The organism is Sulfurimonas sp., assembly GCF_027056685.1.
Classification (GTDB): domain Bacteria; phylum Campylobacterota; class Campylobacteria; order Campylobacterales; family Sulfurimonadaceae; genus Sulfurimonas.
In genome coordinates, this window is the sequence record NZ_JALUKE010000239.1 from 1 (window position 1) to 18098 (window position 18098).

General features: G+C 33.6%; 17 protein-coding genes and 1 pseudogene. 10 read left to right on the forward strand and 8 right to left on the reverse strand.

Annotated elements, in window-relative coordinates:
- Positions 1-172: 172 nt before the first annotated feature.
- The 8 genes and pseudogenes from MVY38_RS10405 to MVY38_RS10440 form a co-directional block, all read right to left on the reverse strand.
- Positions 173-1720 (reverse strand): biotin/lipoyl-binding protein, encoded by a 1548-nt coding sequence (locus tag MVY38_RS10405; RefSeq protein ID WP_297485927.1) that lies wholly within the window; start codon positions 1718-1720, stop codon positions 173-175.
- Positions 1717-3264 carry a hypothetical protein gene (locus tag MVY38_RS10410; RefSeq protein WP_297485929.1) on the reverse strand — a complete coding sequence of 516 codons (1548 nt, stop codon included), beginning with the start codon at positions 3262-3264 and terminating at the stop codon, positions 1717-1719. Before MVY38_RS10410 ends, MVY38_RS10405 begins: the two co-directional genes overlap by 4 nt.
- A 28-nt stretch (positions 3265-3292) precedes the next feature.
- On the reverse strand, positions 3293-3850 hold the full coding sequence (fliL, locus tag MVY38_RS10415; protein ID WP_297485932.1) for a flagellar basal body-associated protein FliL: 558 nt from the start codon (positions 3848-3850) through the stop codon (positions 3293-3295).
- Positions 3851-3866: 16 nt separating this feature from the next.
- Positions 3867-4526: a carbonic anhydrase gene (locus MVY38_RS10420; protein WP_297485934.1), complete on the reverse strand. Its 660-nt coding sequence runs from the start codon at positions 4524-4526 to the stop codon at positions 3867-3869.
- 14 nt (positions 4527-4540) lie between these two features.
- The gene (locus tag MVY38_RS10425; protein ID WP_297485936.1) at positions 4541-4801 is read right to left on the reverse strand and encodes a hypothetical protein; all 261 of its coding nucleotides are present in this window, start codon (positions 4799-4801) and stop codon (positions 4541-4543) included.
- A 70-nt stretch (positions 4802-4871) separates the two neighbouring features.
- A complete protein-coding gene (gene radA, locus MVY38_RS10430) occupies positions 4872-6218 on the reverse strand; it encodes a DNA repair protein RadA (protein ID WP_297485939.1) in 1347 nt (448 codons plus the stop codon).
- Positions 6219-6577: 359 nt separating this feature from the next.
- Positions 6578-7441, reverse strand: a pseudogene (gene ftsY / locus MVY38_RS10435) (signal recognition particle-docking protein FtsY); the annotation flags it as partial.
- Complete coding sequence (locus MVY38_RS10440) at positions 7442-8023, reverse strand: TlpA disulfide reductase family protein (RefSeq protein ID WP_297485942.1); 582 nt, start codon at positions 8021-8023, stop codon at positions 7442-7444.
- Positions 8024-8359: 336 nt separating this feature from the next.
- Here MVY38_RS10440 and MVY38_RS10445 point away from each other — a divergent pair, with 336 nt between their 5' ends.
- The 10 genes from MVY38_RS10445 to MVY38_RS10490 all read left to right on the forward strand — a co-directional run.
- Positions 8360-8929: a 5-formyltetrahydrofolate cyclo-ligase gene (locus MVY38_RS10445; RefSeq protein WP_297485944.1), complete on the forward strand. Its 570-nt coding sequence runs from the start codon at positions 8360-8362 to the stop codon at positions 8927-8929.
- Positions 8930-8954: 25 nt separating this feature from the next.
- Positions 8955-10523, forward strand: a complete 1569-nt coding sequence (gene rny / locus MVY38_RS10450) for a ribonuclease Y (protein WP_297485947.1) — start codon at positions 8955-8957, stop codon at positions 10521-10523.
- 91 nt (positions 10524-10614) lie between these two features.
- A complete protein-coding gene (locus MVY38_RS10455; RefSeq protein WP_297485950.1) occupies positions 10615-11289 on the forward strand; it encodes a F0F1 ATP synthase subunit A in 675 nt (224 codons plus the stop codon).
- A gap of 11 nt (positions 11290-11300) precedes the next feature.
- Positions 11301-11564 (forward strand): hypothetical protein, encoded by a 264-nt coding sequence (locus tag MVY38_RS10460; protein ID WP_297485953.1) that lies wholly within the window; start codon positions 11301-11303, stop codon positions 11562-11564.
- Between the two features lie 58 nt (positions 11565-11622).
- Positions 11623-13053, forward strand: coding sequence for an Asp-tRNA(Asn)/Glu-tRNA(Gln) amidotransferase subunit GatB (gene gatB, locus MVY38_RS10465; RefSeq protein ID WP_297485956.1), 1431 nt, complete (start codon positions 11623-11625; stop codon positions 13051-13053).
- Positions 13054-13056: 3 nt separating this feature from the next.
- Entirely contained in the window at positions 13057-14619 is a 1563-nt protein-coding gene (locus MVY38_RS10470; RefSeq protein ID WP_297485958.1) for an ion transporter, read from the forward strand.
- Positions 14612-15328: a TrkA C-terminal domain-containing protein gene (locus MVY38_RS10475; protein ID WP_297485960.1), complete on the forward strand. Its 717-nt coding sequence runs from the start codon at positions 14612-14614 to the stop codon at positions 15326-15328. Before MVY38_RS10470 ends, MVY38_RS10475 begins: the two co-directional genes overlap by 8 nt.
- Positions 15300-16187 carry an NAD(P)H-dependent glycerol-3-phosphate dehydrogenase gene (locus MVY38_RS10480; protein WP_297485962.1) on the forward strand — a complete coding sequence of 296 codons (888 nt, stop codon included), beginning with the start codon at positions 15300-15302 and terminating at the stop codon, positions 16185-16187. Before MVY38_RS10475 ends, MVY38_RS10480 begins: the two co-directional genes overlap by 29 nt.
- Before the next feature lie 27 nt (positions 16188-16214).
- A complete protein-coding gene (locus tag MVY38_RS10485) occupies positions 16215-17570 on the forward strand; it encodes a DASS family sodium-coupled anion symporter (protein WP_297485965.1) in 1356 nt (451 codons plus the stop codon).
- 258 nt (positions 17571-17828) lie between these two features.
- Positions 17829-18098: Dabb family protein (locus tag MVY38_RS10490; RefSeq protein WP_297485968.1), on the forward strand; the 270-nt coding region annotated here is incomplete at its 3' end.

Here is an 18098-nt window from a genome sequence, read left to right on the forward strand (position 1 = left end):
AATAACGCCAGCTTCCTATAAATGCAGCGCCTATGATTATACTCTTATGTATGTGGCTCATATATGGAAAAGAGATATAGATCAGTACCATTGAAAGCGAAAAGTAAAAGAGTGCCGGTTTTACAAAAGATTGGTAAGCACTCTCATGTCCAAATCGTCTCATATCTGTTCTTTATAGTAAAATAAGATTTTGTGGAAGTATTCGAAAAGCTTTTTTTGCAAACTCTGAGGAGTTTAAAAAGTAGACTTTAAGATACTCATTAAGATGAAAATGCACAGAAGGATCATCAAAGGCAATACGAATCGGAATTTCATTTTGTGATATTTCTACTGTATTTGTTGTGCTGCCTTGAGTTATAGAGTAACCGATTCCTACGACATGCGCATTAAAAAACTTGTTGAGACGCTTGGAATAGATTAAGCAAGGTTCTTTTAAATAGATATTGTCTATCTGTGAAGAGAGTAGTTTTGTAAGAATATAAGGTTGTTGGAGTGTCTCTAGGGTTAGAATATTGTCGCTAAACTTTACATAACTGTGTGCTTTATGAAAAATATTATGCACAATGGCATCTTCTTGGGAGAGCACAATACTTGCGTTTATATCTTTTTGTAAACTTGTAATATCATCTTTGTTGAGATTCATATCGATGGCAATTTTATCAATAAGCTTTTGTAGAGCAATTTTTTGATCTTGGCTTTTAATATATGCCTGATCTACTAAAAGGCTATTCTTCGTGGGGATGTTTTGATGCAGAAATATATTGTCATATTGTGCTTTAAAGTGCAGATATTGGTTTTGCATCTCACTAAATTGTTTACTTGTAATAAGATGTCTTTTATAGAGGTATAGGGCTCTTTTGTAATTTGATTCGGCTGCTTTTTTTGTGCTTAAAATTTTCTCTTTTTCCAATTTACCTAAAGATTGCATCTGTACTCGTTTTTGAGCGATAGTGTGATTAATATGCGTGAGTAGTTTTTTTGCACTATGCAGCTGTTTTTTTAGCAGTTGCTGTTGTCGTTTTTTATTTTCTAGTAGTTTTTTCTCATTTTTTGTATCCATCTCAAAAAGGAGTTCTCCTTTTGCTATATGTTGATTGTTCTTGACATAGAGAGATTGTAAAAGCCCATCTTTTGGTGCATTGTAGTTGTGAGAATTTCCCGAGATAAGTCCTGTGCTGTGCGCAACAATAAGATAGTTGTATAAAAAAGTGGTAAAGATGAGAGCAATAAAGAGTAGTCCAAACGCAGCATAGAAGTACACCCTTTTTAGAAAACTTCTGTGTACTTTTTTTGACTCTTTATCTGTTAAAGCAATAGGCTCTTTGATGGGAGAAGCAACATCCATCATAAAAAGATCACTTGAGAGATCATCAATATGGTTGTAGTTACCATCAATGGCTAAAGAGGCATAGTGGCGTAAAACACGGGAGTTTCTCTCTGTAATTTCAGTAATCTCAAATCCATAGAGCTTATGATTTATATTGCGTAAACGCGCTTTGACATTTAAAAGAATAGAAGCACCACCTGTAGGTAGTACAAGCGTAGCATCTACTATCTCATCAATCTTAAGCTCAAGTTCTAGATTTTCGACTTGAAAGCCGTTTGCAGACCAGTTGTTGAGCCGATAGCTTTTTTCTTCAATAATTACTTGAATAGGAATAGTAAGACGATGTGATTTTCGTTGGCAATTTGCTTGGGATGTGATGGATGCAGGTATCATTGATGCCCTTTTATAAGTAGTGAGATGTCGGGAGTATTGCTAAGGTAAGCGATATTGCCGAGTGTTTTGAATAGTTCTATTTTTTTTAGAGCTATTTGAAATTTTAGGTCTATGAGCTGCTGAGAGAGGCTGATTATTTTATCCTCAGGATTATAGTTGAGATTTGGAATGGTATTGTTTTGTATAGTTTTATAGCGCTCGACCCTTTTTTGAAAATAATGAATATCATCTTTGTCAATTACTATAAGCTGCTGTAGGTCTGAAAAGTTTTGTATGAGCTGTGTAAGCTTGTTTTGAACTATATTTTCAAAGCTTTTTTGTGCAAGAACATTAGAGTGTTGTTCAAGCTGTGCGACCTTTTGTTCTTCATTACTTGTAAAGTCAAGTGGAAGTTTTCCTTCAACTCCGATAGTGTTATACCATCCCATTTCATCAACAACTCGTCTGTGAGCATATAAACTAAGTTTTACATTGTCACTATAAGAAGGTGATTCATTTAATAGTGAAAAACGGGCTTTTTGTAAGGCAGTGTTAGGATTGTTCTTTTTTGCAAGTTTGAGGATATTTTCACTATTTTGGAGTTTGAATTGTCCAATTTTACCTAGCAATACTACAGCTTTATTTGGTAGAGGTAATTTTTTATGCTGTGCATATATTCTGGCTGTTTTATTGTAACGATTATACTTTTGTTCGAGTGCTTCTAACTCATCTTGTGTACTTAAAGCATTGATATAGCTGCTTTTTCGATGCTTGAGTGCTTCTTTGTAAAGTGCAGTTAGTTGTGTATAGTATTTTATATTGATTGCTTGAAGCGCTGCGTTTGCAATAAGTAGCTGTTCATCATAATTATTTTTTAAAACATAAGAGAATGTTTGTAAGTATGCAATTTTCTCTTGTTTAAGAGCGATATTATTTGCTTTTTTGTGCTCAAAATAACCATTTTTGAAAAGATCAAACTGTAATTTTAAATCATATTCATAATCAGTATATTCACGAAATCTATAGTTTTGATTGAGATACTGTTCATATTTTCCTTGCAGAGAAAGACCATAAAAATCAGATTGATTTTCAAAAGTGTTTTGTATGTTTTTTTGGTTTTTCTGTATATCTGCATAGAAATTATTTTGTAAATAATCTGTCTGTTTCAAAGAATTGCTATAAAAAGAGAGATTTTCGTTAAAAAGTTTTGTACTAATATTCCAATCATTTTTACTTGTAAGCTCTTCTGTTTTTGGTGTAGGTTTTTTTGTGAGAGCAGGACTTTTGTCAAAGCGGTACCTATATGTTTGTACAAGAATTGCATTTGGATATTTGTGCTTATAATTTAGGAGACTTTTTTTCGCCTGTCTTGCCGTCTCAAAACAGCCGCATCGCCATGTGGCATAAGAAGAAATTTGCATCTCTTGACAGCCATCGGGCACTTGCAGCGTTAGCTGCTTTAACCGTGAAACACTTTTTAGTTGCACAGAGTAACAAGAGGATAAATCATTACCCAATAAAGGGTAAGCAATAAGAAAAATAAGAAAAGAAAAATATTTATGCATTAGTACAATAACTGTTGTTCTCAAAATTTTACTGAATAACAAATTCAGTAAAATAGATGCCTTTTATTTGCCCTTTAGTAATCATAGCATTTAAAGTATTCATAATCTGATCAGATAATTTTTGCTTCCCTTTTCTTGAAGAGACCTCTTCTAGCGTTTTTGAACTTAATATTCTAATAATCCTGTCTCTTAAAACTGCTTTTTTTGTATCAAGTTCTGTACTTAAATCTGGACCACTAAGTTCGAGTGATATTGTAGTTTTTAGGTATCTTCTTCCTGAATCACTTTTTAGGTTTACAGTAAAAGTGTCAAGTGGATAGAGAATTCCAATTTCATCCAAAGGTCTTTCATTATCTACAGAAGCATTTTGAATATGTTTTGTTTTTGGTGCATCTACACTTTTTTCTTTTGCTTGAGGTGTACTTGTATCAGCTGCTTCTTCATCTCCACCCATAAGTAAAACTGCGACAACTGCCCCTATAACAATGATTAAAACTAAGACTACAATAATAATAATCATTAGCATATTACTACTTGATTTTTTCTCTTTTTGTTCAGATTCTTCTATTTCTTCTTCTTTAGCCATTTCTTACTCCCTGAAATTATGATTTATCACTATGTGAAATTAATGTTTTGAGTGGTAAAAACTCGTAAGTATCTGCATCATAATATTCAATGTTTCCAGTTTCAACATCATAATACCAACCATGTATATGTAAATCGTTAGCTTCAAATCTCTCTTTAACATTTGGATATGTTAGAATATTTTCTATCTGTTTAATGACTGATAATTTTTCGGTTAAACGCAATAACTCTTCTTGAGGAGCGTTTATTCCCAGACTGAGTATTGCTGATTTTTTAGCACTCTCTCCAAGCTCTAACCATTTTTTTGTATGAATAAGATTGGGAGTATCATCAATGTCTTCAAAAAGATGTTGGCAGGCTCCACAATGTGTATGTCCACAAATAATGATTTCCCCCACATTTAATATACTTACTGCATATTCTATACCTGAAGCTGTTGAGTGAAAATCCTCATCGGGACTAAATGGTGGCACAAAGTTTCCAACATTGCGTATAACAAATAAATCCCCTGGATTAGATTGAATTATCATATCTGGAATTACCCTAGAATCGGAACAGCCTATAAAAAGTGCTTTTGGTGCCTGCCCATTTTCTACAAGATTTAGCAGAGATTCTTTATTCTTCTTAAAATAAGTTTTAAAAAGTTTATTCCCTTCTGCATATTCTGCCATATTCATATAATACTCCTACTCTAACTACACTCTTTAACATTTAAAGATTTGACTATATCTTCAAATATTGGACCCGCTTCTCGGTTGCAATCATCATGATATTCTATAATTAAAACTTCTTTACCACTTGAAACTTTTGTCGTGTACATTTCAGGAGTTAAAGCGCATTTTTTAATTGCTTTTTCGACCTCTGTTTGTACAACCTCTTTTTCAGTTTCTGAGTTGTACCCCAGTGCCAATCTTGAAAATCTCTCTTCACTTCTAAACTCAGCATCTATCATTTTTTACCTTTTGTGCATAATTAGGTAATTATACAATGAAACAGACAAATAAAAGTTTAAATTTATAAATTTAATACCACTCTAAAAGTTTTGTCACTTCATCAACTATAAATATTTTCATAGCTGTTTTCTCAAGAGGTTTTTTTGATACAAGGGCTTTTGTAATATTTTGCATTTTTGCCTCTTTAAGACGGGCATCAAGAGCATATACCTCTCGTACATCTCCAACAAGTGAGACCTCTCCTATAAAAATGGTCTCTTTAGAGATAGCTCTATCTCTAAAACTACTAATAATTGCTGCAAGTATCGCTAAATCTGCTGCCGTTTCTGTAATTTTTATACCCCCTGTTATATTTATAAAAACATCATAACCAGAGAGCGGAATTTCAAGCTTTCTTTCTAGTAGGGCAAGGAGCATATTTAAGCGATTGTTGTCAAATCCAGTAGCTTGACGCTTTGAATTTGGAGTATGGGACTCTGAAACAAGTGCCTGTACTTCTAAAATGATAGGACGGCTTCCCTCCATAATGACAGTAAGAGCAGAGCCACTTTGTTGCGAATTTCTGTTGAAAAATCGTGAAGCTATATCTGTTGCCGATACCAATCCTTCTGCTTTCATCTCAAAAACACCTATTTCGCTTGTCGCACCAAAACGATTTTTAAATCCTCGTAAAATTCGTAACTCTTGTGATGAGTCACCCTCAAAATATAAAACGGTATCTACCATATGCTCTAGTACACGAGGACCAGCAATGGACCCTTCTTTTGTGATATGCCCAATAATAAAAATAGCTATATCTTTCTCTTTTGCAATACGCATAAGTTCAAAAGTAATTTGGCGTACTTGGGTAACAGAACCTGGTGCAGAAGTTATGTTTTCACTATAAATTGTCTGAATAGAGTCAATAATCAGAAAATCATATCTACGGTGTTCAAGTTCTACTAAAATCTGCTCAAGTCTTATTTCACTTAAAAGATAAAGAGAGTTATGATTTGAATTTAGTCTGTTTGCCCGTAGTTTTATCTGTCCTGCAGACTCTTCTCCTGTTACATAGAGAACATCTTTTTGTGTTGAAGCAATATTTGCACCGACTTTTAAAAGTAGGGTTGATTTTCCAACTCCAGGACTACCACCAATAAGAGTAAGTGAACCAGGGACAATACCACCACCGAGAACATTGTCAAGCTCATCATCAAGTGAAGAAAACCTGTAAACTTCTTCCTCTATAATTTCATTAATACTAATAGCTTTAGCAGAAGAACTTAGAGTGGATTTTGTTTGTTTAACCACCTCTTGTTGCTGCTCATTAAGCTCTATAAAGCTATCCCACGCACCGCAGTTTGTACATTTTCCCATCCATTTTGGAGTGGTGAGTCCACAGTGTTGACACTCAAATAGTATTTTTTTCTTAGCCATTGATTTGCCTTGCTTTTAAGTTTAGTGATTTATTGTACAAGAAAAGAGAGAGGATTTGAAAAAATATGACAAGATGTCATATTTTATTTTAGATAGCTCCAAGTTCCGTTGGAGTATTGGATGGTAGTATCGACTGGTGTATTGGCATAATTTACCAATGCCTTTGAATCTGAGATATATTTTACAAATACAAGACGCTCCTCTTTTAGAAAAGTTTCGAGTGTTTGCTCTTTTATATTATTTTCTTCATCTTTATTATCAGTTTTATCTTCTTCAATCTCAGTTTGAACAGATTCTTGCGTAACTGTTTCCTGCTGCGTTTGTATTTCTTCTTTTTCTTCTACTGTTACTGTCTCTTCAAAGAGTGCATCCAAAAGACCATCTACAAATTCATATTTATCAAAAGGAGTTAAGTTTTCAGGCTGTTCGCCCGTACCTACATAAAGTATAGGAAGTTTAAGTGCGTAAGCGATGCTAAAAATACTACCACCTTTTGCAGTTCCATCAAGTTTGGTAATAATAATACCGTCAATGCCTATCATCTCATCAAATGCTTTTGCTTGAGAAATAGCAGAGTTCCCTTGTGTACCATCTATAATCAAAATAGTTCTATGTGGTGAGCCCGGGTGTGCTTTGTCACAAATACGGTTTATTTTTTTCAGTTCATTTGCCAAGTTTGTCTGTGTATGTAGCCGACCAGCAGTATCTATGATGACATTATCAAAACCTTTTGCTTTTGCAGAGTCTATGGTGTCATACGCAACAGCAGAACTATCATGTCCCTGTTTTGAAGAGACAATGGGAATATTTAGCTTATTTGCCCAAAGTGTAAGCTGTTCTATGGCCGCTGCTCTAAAAGTATCTCCAGCACCAAGTATAACTTTTTTCCCATCTTGTTGGTATTTGTAAGCAAGTTTTGCAATGGTTGTTGTTTTTCCTGCACCATTTACACCGACTATAAGCTCAACAAAAGGAGCAGTGTACTCTGGCTCTTTATAAGAGGTATATGAAAGTGTTGCTAAAAGTTTTGAGCGCAATATATCACGAGTAATTTTTTCTTGATATATCTCATTTAAAATTATTTCAACAAGAGCATACTCAACATCAGCTTCAAGTAAAATATCTTCAAGTTCATCTTTAGAAAAATATATTTTTTTCTTTGGAGCTACAGTTTTAATCGCATCAACAGTTTTGCCAAGCGATTTCTTGATGAATCCAAACATCTATTTTCCCAGAGCCTTTTTAATGTCACTCGCTATGAATTCCTCTTCTGTAGCACCTTGATAGAAATTTACCAGTTTTCCATCTTTATAAAGAGCCATTAATGGAATACCAAAATTTCTTCCAATTTTTAATTTTGCTGCTATTTCATTTATGAGACGCATATTGTCACTAGAGTTTACCAAGGTATAAGTAGCTCCGAATTGTTTTCTAAAATTTTCAAGTTTTTTATTTGGTATGTTCTCTTCAACTGTCACCCCTATAACTTTAATATCATTTTTAAACTTTTTTTGTAGTGATGCAAGATGAGAAGCTTCTGCTTGACAAGGTGGACACCAAGTTGCAAAAACATCAAGTATTATCACTTTTCCTTTTGCGCCTTTGAGTGCAAATCCATCTGCTTTTTTTTCTATAATATATTCTTTATTATCTAATGACTTTAAAACAAACTGATTTGTAGCGAGTAGAGCATTTGCCTCTTGATTAGCTTTGTTAGTTGTATCGTGTGATTTGTCCTCTTTAGAACAAGCCTGAAACAGTAGTGTTACAGCGAGGAGTGAAGTTAAAATTGAAAATTTTGACATGATTTTTTGCCTTTTATATGTTTATTTGTGTAAAATGTCGTAAATAGACTTCTTGTAAAACTCCTATAGGTCTCAGCATAAAGAAGAGAGTTTTAATCAAGGCAGATGTTCTTCAGCGTAGCCGTAGCTACGGTGGAGGTTATCTAACGCAGAGTAAAGCTCTCTTCTTTATGCCCTACGGGAGAGATAAAAAGTAGCAATCTTGCACAAAAAAATATTTTATCCTTAGCTACAGCTAGGCATAAAAATTTATTTTGCACAATTTTACTGCTTTTTATCTCTCTGAGACTTATAGGAGTTTGGCAAGAAGTCTAATTATAGCGATAAAGATTTAATATGATACTTACAAAAAGCAGTTTTCGGACTAAATGCATAAAAAAAATGAAAAAAGCAGATAAACATAACAGGATATATAAAACAGCAATGCTTAATGGAAAGCTCTTAGAAACTATTTTACATTTGAATAAAACTAACAAACGCTTAAAAATTCTTTTTTATTATCCTCTTGAAAATGAAGCGAATGTAGTGAAATCTTTAAAAGTTTTACGAAAAAATCATGAAGTATATATTCCATTTATGGAAGGTTCAAGTTTTAAGATGGTACCATTTAGATTACCGCTACATAAAAAGAAATTTGGAATCTTAGAAGCGGGAAATACAACAAAAAATATAAATAAAATTGATATAGCTATAGTTCCTGTAGTTGGGGTAGATGGAAATTTTCAAAGAGTTGGGTATGGAAAAGGAATGTATGACCGTTTCTTTGAAAAATTAAAAGTAAAACCATATACTATTTTTGTACAAGAAGAATTATGTTCTACACATCAAACTCTATGTGATGCACATGATATTACTTGTGATTTACTTATTACTCCAACAAAAATGATAAAAAACAGGTTGCTATGACTTTATAGAAAAAGGGATTTAAAAGATGTTAAACGAAATACTGCTGGGTGGCGGAACTGCCATTGTAAGTGGTGTAGTGGGTTTTTTCATCTCTAAAAAAATTACTGGTGCAAATTTTGATATTTATGTCGATCAGGCTACTGCAAAAGCAAAAGCTATTGAAAATGAAGCGCAAACTCTATTAGACCGTTCAAGACTCAAAGCAAAAGAGATTGAACTAGATGCACAAAAATTATTTGACAGTGCAAAAGAGAGAGCAAGAGCTGATTTTTCTCAAAGAGAAGATGAAATTATTCGAAATGAAAAGGAATTTGCAAGATATAAAAGCGAAGAAGAACATACAATTCAAACGCAGTTACATCAGATAAATGCACAAAAAATTAATTTAGAGAGAAATGAAAAGTCACTAATATCACTAAAAGAAAAATATGAAAAATCAATAGATGATGTTTTACATACATTGGAACATTGTGCTGGACTAACACAAGAAGAGGCTAAAACAGAACTATTTAATAAGATAGAAGAGAAAATGCGTGGTGAGATTTCACATATTGTTAGAAAGTATGAGAATGAAGCTAAGCGAGAGGCTGAACGCAAGGCAAATTATATATTGGCACAGGCTACAAGTCGATTTGCTGGGGAATTTGCATCTGAGAGACTGACGAATCTTGTTCATTTGGATAATGATGAACTTAAAGGTCGTATTATTGGCAAAGAGGGGCGAAATATTAAAGCTCTTGAGACGCTTTTAGGTGTAGATATTATTATTGATGATACGCCAAACGCAATACTTGTAAGTAGTTTTAATCTTTATCGCCGTGCCATTGCAACAAAAACAATTCAGCTACTTGTTGCAGATGGGCGTATTCAACCTGCGCGAATAGAAGAGATATTTAAAAAAGTATCAGATGAATTTGAGTCTAAAATACTTAATGAAGGTGAAGAGTTACTCGCTGATATGAATATAGGTGTAATGCATCCAGAGTTAGTAAAGCTTATAGGTCGTCTGCGTTATCGTGCGAGTTATGGGCAGAATGCACTTGCGCATACTCTTGAAGTAGCACATTTAGCAGGTGTAATGGCTGGCGAAATGGGCGGAGATCCAATTCTTGCAAAAAGAGCAGGATTATTGCATGATATTGGCAAAGCTTTGACACATGACCACGATGGAAATCATGTAGATTTAGGTGCAGAAATTTGTCGTCGATATAATGAAAATGAGGTAGTAATTAATGCTATATTTGCACATCATGGACAGCAAGAGATAAATTCTATAGAGTGTGGTGCTGTGTGTGCTGCTGATGCACTCTCTGCTGCTAGACCAGGTGCAAGGCGTGAAGTGCTAGAGAGCTTTTTGAAGCGTGTTACAGAGATAGAAGAGATTGCTTCTACACATAGTGGTGTACGACAAGCTTATGCAATAAACGCAGGTCGAGAGGTTCGGGTTATTGTAAACGCAGTACTTGTTAATGATGATGAATCCATACTCTTAGCAAGAGAAATCGCCAAAGAGATAGAAGATAAAGTGCAATATCCTGGTGAAATTAAAGTAAATGTTATTAGAGAAAGTAGAGCCATAGAGTACGCTAAATAAAATTTCTATAGAAATTATAGGGAGACTTATAATAATTTAATGCTAATTTGATTATAATTGCAGTAATTTTTAAAGACAAGGGAGTGCGCCTATGGGTGAATTGTTTACTTTTTTTGGAGTAATATCAGAAAATCATAATTTTCTATTTCTAACACACATGCTTTTATCTGCATTTATCGCAATATTTTTGGCAAAAGTTGCAATGTCTAATCTACAACTTGTACCAAAAGGTACTCAGAACTTGATGGAAGCTTATCTTAAGGGTGTTCTTGAAATGGGAATTGATGTAATGGGTAGAGCACATGCTCGTAAATATCTTGCATTAGTTGCTACTATTGGTCTGTTTGTAGGTATTGCAAATCTTATTGGAATTGTTCCAGGTTTTGAAGCACCATCATCTAGCTTAAATATGACATTGACTTTGGCGCTTACTGTATTTGTTTACTACAACTTTGTTGGTATTAAAACGCATGGTGTTATTAAATACTTTAAACACTTTACTGGTCCAGTTTGGTGGTTAGCATGGTTGATGTTCCCAGTTGAAATTGTTTCTCACTTTTCTCGTATTATCTCTCTTAGTTTCCGTTTAATGGGTAATATCAAGGGTGATGATATGTTCTTAGCAGTAATTTTGATGCTTGTTCCTTGGGTTTTACCATTGATTCCTTTTGCACTACTTACATTTGGAGCATTTTTGCAAGCGTTCATTTTTATGATGCTTACTTATGTTTACCTTGCTGGTGCGATTATAGTAGAAGAGCACTAAGCTTTTTTTAAATGCAAAAAGATATTTATCAACGAATAATTAGTTTTTTGCTTGGAGCATCATGGGCAATAGTCCTATTTGGTGCTCTTTTTATATTTAAAATCTTCATTGCTTTTGGCATAGCCATAGCACTTTTTGCGACGCTTCTTTTTACAATAATTTCTCTTTTTTTAATACTACTTTTAGATAGCTTCGAAGTTAGAAAATGTACTCTTGAGGAGTCAAAAAAACAGACAGAGCTTTTAGAAAAAATCTACGCAAAAGAGTGTGAATAACATCTTTTAAAGAATAACTTAGATAAAATAAGTCTAATTAATTTATCTAAGGATACCTATGTTTGAAGTAGTTATTGGGCTTGAAGTCCACGTACAATTAAATACAAAAACAAAACTTTTTTGCTCGTGTGCTACGAGTTTTAATCATAAGCAAAACACAAATGTTTGTCCAACTTGTTTAGCTCTTCCTGGAGCACTTCCTGTTTTAAATAAAGAGGTCGTTCATAAATCTATTATGCTAGGTACTGCATTAGATGCAACTATAAATAGAGTCTCTTACTTTGATAGAAAATCCTACTTTTATCCAGACAGCCCTTCATCTTATCAAATTACACAACTATATACGCCTATTGTAGAACATGGAAAATTGCAAATTGATTTTGAAGATGGTTCAAATAAAGTTATTCGCGTTAATCGCGCACATATTGAAGCAGATGCTGGTAAAAATATTCATGATGGTGATATATCTAAAGTAGATTTAAACCGTGCAGGAACACCACTGCTTGAAATAGTAAGTGAACCAGACATGAGAAGTGCTGAGGAGGCGATTTTATATCTTAAAAAACTCCATTCCATCATCCGTTATCTTGATATTGGTGATGCAAATATGCAAGAGGGAAGTTTTCGTGTAGATGTAAATGTCTCCATCCGTCCAAAAGGAGATGAAAAACTTTATACTCGTGTTGAGATTAAAAATATTAACTCTTTTAAATTTATTCAAAAAGCGATTGAGATTGAAGTGGCACGGCAGAGTGAAGCGTGGGAAGATGGGCTTTATGAGCAAGAAATTTTTCAAGAGACGCGTCTTTTTGATTCTGTAAAACAAGAGACTCGTTCTATGAGAGGAAAAGAAGAAGCTGCTGATTATAGATATTTTCCAGAACCAGATCTGCTTAAATGTGTCGTAACTGATGAGATGATACAAAAATATACAAAAATTCCAGAACTTCCAGATGCAAAGAGAGAGCGTTTTATAAGTGAATATGGTATGAGCGAATATAACGCTGCAGTTATAACATCAAGCGTTGAGACGGCAAACTTTTTTGAGACCATGATGAGTGAAGAGGGCGTAAGTGCAAAAACTGCTACAACATGGTTGAGTGTTGAACTTCCAAGTCGTCTAAAAGGAGATGTGAATATTACGAACTCTGCAGTAGATGCTAAAAAACTTGGATTTCTTGTGAAGCGAATTGATGATAAAACTATTAGTGGAAAAGCTGCAAAAGAGGTGCTTGACTTCTTGATGGAAAATGAAGAGGTCTCTGTGGATGATGCTATTGATAAACTTGGACTTAAACAGGTAACCGATATGGGTGCCATTGAAGCAATATGTGATGAAATTATTAATGCTAATCCAGAAAAAGTGGAGCAGTACCAAGATGGAAAAGAGAAACTCTTTGGCTTTTTTGTAGGGCAGGTTATGAAAGCTTCTAAAGGAAGTGCAAATCCTCAAGTTGTAAATGAAATTCTAAAAGCGAAATTAGGCTAAAAGATGCTAAAAGATATTGTACTAGATATTGCTTATTATCTTGATACATCGAGTACATATCAAAAAAGAAAGCGTTTTTTTTATGATATATTAGAAAATGATAAAAATAAATATAAGAAATTTATAGATATATTTATGATTATACTGATTTTTATCAGTGTGGCAGTTTTAATTAGGGAAGTGAAATATCATGTAGATGATTTTCTTCTTTTTTTTAGTAATTATATAGTCTCATTTTTCTTTTTGGTGGAGTATCTGCTGCGTTTATGGGTAAATAGCAGTGTAAGTAAAATCATTGTTAAACGGGCAGAATATGATTCATTCCTGCTCCGTGATGTTCGACTTTCAAAGGCACTAAAAGAGGCATTTTTAGTAAAAATTCATTATATGCTATCCCCTCAGGCTATTATAGATTTCCTAGCCATTATGCCTTTTTTCCATGAATTAAGAGTTCTTAGAATATTTATACTTTTTCGTGTTTTTAAACTCTTTCGTTATGCAAAGAGTATTCAAATTATCACCTCTATTTTAGCAACGAAAAAATTTGAATTTTTAACTTTAGCTATATTTGCTTTTGTTGTAGTTTTTATATCTTCTGTATTGATCTATGTGATGGAAGCAAACCAAGCAAATTCACAAATAACTAGTTTATATAAGGCAGTTTATTGGGCAATTGTAACTATATCTACAGTTGGCTATGGTGATATAACTCCCGTCTCAAATGAGGGACGATTTGTCGCTATATTGGTAATTAGTTCTGGTGTTGCTGTTTTAGCATTTACTACTTCGCTTTTTGTCTCTGCTTTTACTGAAAAACTTGATGAGATTAAAGAGATAAAAACAGTAGAGGGCATTGCTAAATTAAAAAAACTTTATCTTATTTGTGGTTATAGTGATGTAGCAAGTACAGTTGCTAAAAAACTTAGCAAGGCAGGAAATAAAATTATTATACTTGATAAGTATGAAAGTGCAGTTTCAAAAGCAATTAAAGATGGTTTTGTTGCTCTTGCTTATGATCCTGGAAGTGTTGAGAGTTATAAAAAGATAAATATAAACCTGGAAAAGCAGGTGAAGCATATTTTATGTTTAAATGAAGATGATGTAGAAAATGTTTATTCGGCTTTGACAATACGCTCTCTAAGTAAAGATGTGGAAATTCTATCACTACTTATAAATGATAAAAATCGTAAAAAATTAGAATTTGCAGGGATAAATAAAATTGTCTACCCTCAAGAGTTGGTTGGTCTTATTACAAAAGAGTTAGTGGGAGTACCTGTTGCGTTTGAAGTGATTCATGAACTCAGAAGTGAACATGCAAATGTAAAAATTGATGAACTAGGTATAACACAGAGAATAGTTGATAATTTTGCTACTGTTTCTGAATTAGATAACAAAAATTACAGGATTGTATTGCTTGGTATCTATAAAACAAGCAAAGAGAGATTTTATTTTAATCCACTTGATGATACAATTTTAGAAGTAGGGGATTATCTTTTAGTCGTTGGTTATTCTATGTTTATAAGAGAGTTTGAAAAGTATCTTCATACAAAGGTTCGTAGTGAGTAAAAGAACAGCCTTAATTTTTGGACATAATAAATATGCGCATGAGATCATCTCAAATGTTAAAAAGACATACAGTAATATCCGTATTTTTGCCTTAGAAGATGTCGATGATGATTCTCCATATGAAGTGGAAAAATTTGATTTGAGTGATGACTGGAAAGGTATTGGTGAAGATATTAATATTGAAGAGTCAATTGCTTTTTGTGTTTTACAAGATATGGCAGAAAATATTTTTTTGACAATATCTTTACGCTCAAATTTTGCAGATTTAGCGATTATTGCTGTAGCGCTTAATCGTGAGAGTGCAAATAAACTCTCGATGGCAGGCGCAAATAAAGTGATACCACTTGTTGAGACAACGGCCGATATTATTACAAATATACTTGAAAAACCAATTTCTAGTAAGATTTTAAGTAATATTCTTTATGAAGAGAGTAGTCTTAAAATTGCACAAATTAAAATTGATACAGAGAGTAAACTTGATAATCATAAGTTGGTGAGTATTGATTGGACACGCTATCATGGTGTTATTATTTTATCATTGATTCATGAAGATATGAAAAGTGAATTTATCTATTCTAAAAAGATGAAAGAGTATGTAATTCAAAGTGGAGATATTTTAGTCGTAGTTGGATATGAAAATGATATTACTGAATTTGAAAAAATAATAGGGAGCAAGAGATATGTTAATTGGAGTCATTGGCGCGGGTAAATGGGGCAGTGCATTAGCATATGCTTTGAGTGAAAAAAGTAGTGTTTGCATAACTTCAAGAACACCGCGTGATATAGAAAATTTTGTCTCTCTTGAGAATGCACTTGCTTGTGAGTATCTTGTTATTACAGTGCCGGCACAGCAGGTGGCAGGCTGGTTAGAGAACTCTTTTGTTTTTAATGGACAGAAAATTTTAGTTGCTTCAAAAGGTATAGAAGCTTCAAGTGGAAAATTTTTGAATGAAATTTATGCAAAGTATGTTCCATCTGAGAATATTGCTTTTTTATCTGGACCATCCTTTGCAACAGAAGTGATACAGTCTCTTCCTACAGCACTTGTAATTAATGCATCAGATGAAAAGTTAGCTAAAGATTTTAGTGCTCTTTTTCCATCTTTTATAAAAACATATACTTCAACTGATGTTATAGGGGCTGAGATTTCTGGTGCATATAAAAATGTTATAGCAATTGCTGCGGGTATTTGCAGGGGACTGGAACTTGGCAATAATGCAGCTGCAGCACTCATTTCTCGTGGACTTGTAGAGATGCAGCGTTTTGGGTTGGCTTATGGTGCCAAAGAGGAGAGTTTTATAGGTTTAAGCGGTGCAGGTGATCTCTTTTTAACGGCCTCTTCAACAATGAGTAGGAATTTTAGAGTAGGTTTGGGACTTGCAAAATTACAAACGCAGCAAGAGATCATTGATACTCTTGGTGAAGTTGCAGAGGGTATTGGAACAACTTATGCCCTGCATGAAATTGCACAAAAAAACCATCTTTATCTTCCTATTGCAAAAGAGGTTTATTTGACACTTGAGGGCAAAGATCCACATGAAAGTCTTAGGGATTTGCTAACACATTGAAAAAAGTCTAATATAGGAGGTAAAAAGATGCTTTTAGATAAAAACCAACTTCTAAAGATAGCTTTTTCGATAATAGTAGGTGTGATTGTATACGCACTGGGATGCACTGCGTTTAGTAATACCCAAAGTGAGCTTTTAGGAATTATTGCGCTGCTCGTAATCTTGTGGACAAATGAGGCACTCCCATTGGGTGTTGTCTCTTTGTTACCTATTGTTCTCTTTCCTGCTTTTGGTATAATCTCTACAAAAGCCACTACTATAAACTATGCAAATCCTATAATTTATCTCTTTTTAGGCGGTTTTTTACTTGCCATTGCGGTTGAAAAAAGTAAATTGCATATGCATATTGCCGACAAACTGCTCTCTCTGTTTCCATCGACACCTAGAGGAATGATATTTTCACTCTCTATTACGACGGGACTTTTAAGCTCTATTCTCTCAAACACAACAACAACTTTGCTTCTTATGCCCATTGCCCTTTTTTTAACTAAAAATAAAAAGTTACAGATGCGTTTTGCTTTGGCAATTGCATATGGAGCAAGTATTGGTGGTATTTTAACACCTATTGGTACTCCTCCAAATCTTATACTTTTAGGAATTATGCAAGATAATCATATGCAACTCATTCCCTTCTTTAAGTGGATGATGATGGTTGCCCCGCTCTCATTTGTAATGCTCATTAGTGTGAGTCTGCTTTTAAGCGTAGGTGTAGGGGATATTGTTATACAAAGAGAGATTAAAAGTGAAAAATTAAACGCTACTCAAAAAAGAGTGCTTTTTTTAATGATTGGACTTATTGTTGTACTCTTTGTAAATGCCCCAATAAGACCCTATTGGAATGGTTTAGGAATGAGTGAAAGTGCTATACTTCTTTTCTTTGGCATTTTACTCTTCATCTCTCCTTTCAAAATTCTTGATTGGGATGAAGACAGCAAGCAGATTCCTTTTGCTATTATGTTTTTATTTGGTGCAGGATTCTCTATAGCTAAAGCTTTTAGCAGTAGTGGTTTGGCTGATGAAATAGCGACATATTTGTTGAGTATGACTTCATTATCGCCTATTATGCTTCTCTTTAGTGTAGCTATTTTAATAACATTTACAACAGAAATAACTTCAAATACAGCACTTATCTCTATAATGCTACCTGTGATTTATTCTGTATCATCGCAAGCTGGCATAGATACAAGGCTATTTATGATGGTAGCAACCTTATGTGCAAGTTATGCCTTTATGCTTCCAATAGCAACGCCACCAAACGCAATAGCTATGAGCAGCGGCGTAGTAAGTGTGAAAGATATGATGCGTTATGGCATCATACTTAACTTTTTAGGTATATTTTTTATTGTCATTATTGCTGAGTATTTTTGGAAAAGTTTTATTTAGAATTTTTGTCGTTATCTTTTTTTTTCTGAAGCATCATATAGAAGTCTTTAAATATTAAAAAAAGACAATAGAGCCACAAAGCATCAAGAATATAGTTTTGAGATAAACCGTGCAAACGAAGATAGGGATAGCCAAGCACTATCGGCCACTTTAAAAAATAAAAAAATAAAATTCCAACGCCATATAATTCTTTCATAAAATATCTTATCTAATAATTATAAAATTTTAAATAAAATTTCTATAAAAAAGGTTCTTATTATGATTGTACATATGGTAATGTTTAAATTTAAAGATGAAAATAAAAAAGCAAATTTAGAAACTGTAAAAAAGAGACTTGAAAATTTGGTGCAGGAGATAGATACTCTTAAAAGTATGGAAGTTGGAATTGATTTTAATCAATCGCCAAGAGCTATGGATTTATCTCTTTATGCAACATTTGAACATGAATCAGGTTTAAAAACTTACGCAACACATCCTGCTCACTTAGAGGTCGTTTCACTTATAAAAGAGCTGACAATAGAGTCAAAA

Excerpts from the sequence above, each read along its gene's own strand:
- MVY38_RS10405 (WP_297485927.1), bottom strand. The coding sequence starts at position 1,720 with ATGATACCTGCATCCATCACATCCCAAGCAAATTGCCAACGAAAATCA.
- MVY38_RS10410 (WP_297485929.1), bottom strand. The coding sequence starts at position 3,264 with ATGCATAAATATTTTTCTTTTCTTATTTTTCTTATTGCTTACCCTTTA.
- fliL (WP_297485932.1), bottom strand. The coding sequence starts at position 3,850 with ATGGCTAAAGAAGAAGAAATAGAAGAATCTGAACAAAAAGAGAAAAAA.
- MVY38_RS10420 (WP_297485934.1), bottom strand. The coding sequence starts at position 4,526 with ATGAATATGGCAGAATATGCAGAAGGGAATAAACTTTTTAAAACTTAT.
- MVY38_RS10425 (WP_297485936.1), bottom strand. The coding sequence starts at position 4,801 with ATGATAGATGCTGAGTTTAGAAGTGAAGAGAGATTTTCAAGATTGGCA.
- radA (WP_297485939.1), bottom strand. The coding sequence starts at position 6,218 with ATGGCTAAGAAAAAAATACTATTTGAGTGTCAACACTGTGGACTCACC.
- MVY38_RS10440 (WP_297485942.1), bottom strand. The coding sequence starts at position 8,023 with ATGTCAAAATTTTCAATTTTAACTTCACTCCTCGCTGTAACACTACTG.
- MVY38_RS10445 (WP_297485944.1), top strand. The coding sequence starts at position 8,360 with ATGATACTTACAAAAAGCAGTTTTCGGACTAAATGCATAAAAAAAATG.
- rny (WP_297485947.1), top strand. The coding sequence starts at position 8,955 with ATGTTAAACGAAATACTGCTGGGTGGCGGAACTGCCATTGTAAGTGGT.
- MVY38_RS10455 (WP_297485950.1), top strand. The coding sequence starts at position 10,615 with ATGGGTGAATTGTTTACTTTTTTTGGAGTAATATCAGAAAATCATAAT.
- MVY38_RS10460 (WP_297485953.1), top strand. The coding sequence starts at position 11,301 with ATGCAAAAAGATATTTATCAACGAATAATTAGTTTTTTGCTTGGAGCA.
- gatB (WP_297485956.1), top strand. The coding sequence starts at position 11,623 with ATGTTTGAAGTAGTTATTGGGCTTGAAGTCCACGTACAATTAAATACA.
- MVY38_RS10470 (WP_297485958.1), top strand. The coding sequence starts at position 13,057 with ATGCTAAAAGATATTGTACTAGATATTGCTTATTATCTTGATACATCG.
- MVY38_RS10480 (WP_297485962.1), top strand. The coding sequence starts at position 15,300 with ATGTTAATTGGAGTCATTGGCGCGGGTAAATGGGGCAGTGCATTAGCA.
- MVY38_RS10485 (WP_297485965.1), top strand. The coding sequence starts at position 16,215 with ATGCTTTTAGATAAAAACCAACTTCTAAAGATAGCTTTTTCGATAATA.